The organism is Aerococcus sp. L_32 (assembly GCF_050689315.1).
In genome coordinates this window covers 1-2,232 of sequence record NZ_JBOEQF010000325.1, presented here as the reverse complement: position 1 = coordinate 2,232, position 2,232 = coordinate 1, and the positions used below count along the sequence as shown (strand labels likewise).

The 2,232-nt window shown below is 37.9% G+C and carries 2 protein-coding genes; both read left to right on the top strand.

The genetic code is table 11. The features are described 5' to 3' along the window. On the top strand, positions 1–934 hold a 934-nt coding region (gene hisS / locus ACRCJ0_RS12415; protein ID WP_431390620.1), incomplete at its 5' end, for a histidine--tRNA ligase. 59 nt (positions 935–993) lie between these two features. Further along, positions 994–2,232: aspartate--tRNA ligase (gene aspS, locus ACRCJ0_RS12410; RefSeq protein ID WP_431388346.1), on the top strand; the 1,239-nt coding region annotated here is incomplete at its 3' end.

Here is a 2,232-nt window from a genome sequence, read left to right as displayed (position 1 = left end):
TGGTCGCTTACGCCAATTCCATCAAATCGGTGTTGAAGTATTTGGTGAAGCAAATGCTGCCAAAGATGTAGAAACGATTGCTTTAGCAATGGATCTATTTAAATCGCTAAATATCCAACATATCAAGCTAGTGATCAATTCATTAGGGGACACCAGTTCGCGTCTTGCTTACCGCCAAGCTCTAATAGACTATCTAACACCATTTACGGATGAATTATCTGAAGATTCTAAAACACGTCTACATAAAAATCCGTTACGCGTATTGGATTCAAAAGATAAAAAAGATATCGAAATCGTGGCCAATGCGCCGTCAATCTTGGATTACCTTTCTGAAGAATCAACTAAACGCTTTAATGAAGTGCAATCTTTATTAACAGCCTTAGGTATTGAATTTGAAATCGATCCAAATATGGTACGTGGTTTAGACTACTACCAAGACACAATCTTCGAAATCATATCTGAAGATAAAGTCTTTGGTGCCCAAACAACAATTTGTGGTGGGGGTAACTATGATGGTTTAGTTCAAGAGATTTCAGATGGTAAAGAGTCTGTTCCAGGCTTTGGTTTCGGTTTAGGAATCGAGCGTTTAATCCTATTGATGAAGGCGCAAGAAGTCCAAGTACCAGCCATGCATGAACTTGACGTTTATGTAGTGAATATCGGAGATGGTACCGATGAAGCAGCAATGAAAGTCTTGCAACATGTGCGTCACGCTGGTTTTTCAGCTGACCGAAACTTCTCTGGTGCCAAACCTAAAAAACAATTTAAAGATGCCAATAAACTAGGTGCAGACTTGGTTGTTACTATTGGTGAATCTGAATTGGAAAATAACCAAATCACGGTTAAACATATGGCCTCTGGTAAAGAAGCCGCCTACCCGCTAGAAAAATTTGCGGATGATTTTGCAAGCATTTACCAAGAATTAAACCAATAGTAATTATTTTTAAAACAGAGAAAAGAAATAAAAGAGATTTAAAATAAAAGGAGCTGCATATAATGCAACGTAGTGTGTATTGTGGAAATGTCTCTAACGAATTCGTTGGACAAACTGTAACATTAAAAGGATGGGTACAAAAACGTCGTGACCTAGGTGGGGTAATCTTTGTTGATTTGCGTGACCGTGAGGGTATCGTTCAAGCTGTATTCAACGTTGAAAACTTAGGGGACCAATTTGCTGAAGCTGAACGTTTACGTTCTGAATACGTGATTGAAGTAACTGGTGAAGTTGTGTTACGTGGTGAAGGATTAGCAAATCCTAAAATTAAAACTGGTGACATTGAAGTGATGGTTTCTGATTTAACAATCTTAAACATTTCAAAAACACCACCATTCCCAGTTGAAGATGACATTGATGTAAACGATGAAATTCGTATGAAATACCGTTACGTAGATTTACGTCGTCCAAAAATGGCGAATAACATGAAATTACGTCATCAAGTAGTATCTACAATCCATCGTTACTTAGACGATCAAGAATTTATCGAAGTAGAAACACCTTACTTAACCAAATCTACGCCAGAGGGTGCACGTGACTACTTAGTCCCATCTCGTGTACATCCAGGTGAATTCTATGCCTTACCGCAATCACCACAATTATTCAAACAATTGTTGATGTCTGCTGGTATGGACCGTTACTACCAAGTTGTCCGTTGTTTCCGTGATGAAGATTTACGCGGAGACCGACAACCAGAATTTACGCAAATCGACTTAGAAACAACTTTCTTAACACAAGAAGAAATTCGTGATTTAGTAGAAGGTATGTTGAAAACAGTCGTGAAACGTACTAAAAACATTGATATCACCGAAAGCTTCCCAATCATTACTTATGATGATGCAATGGCACGTTATGGTAACGACAAACCAGATACTCGTTTTGGTTTAGAATTAGTGGAAATTTCTGATATCGTTGATCAATATGAATTCAAAGTATTTAACCAAGCAATTGAAAAAGGTGGCATCGTTAAAGCCATCAATATCAAAGGTGCTGGTGACAACTACTCTCGTAAAGACTTAGACAATTTAACACCATTTGCATCTACATACGGGGCTAAAGGTGTGGCTTGGATCAAAGTCACTGACGAAGGTTTATCAGGTCCTATTGGTAAATTCTTTAAAGACAATCCTGCACCATTAATGGATCGTTTACAAGCTGAAACTGGTGACGTATTAGTATTCGTTGCAGACAAGGAATCAGTAGTTAACCAATCATTATCTGAAATCCGTTTGAAATTT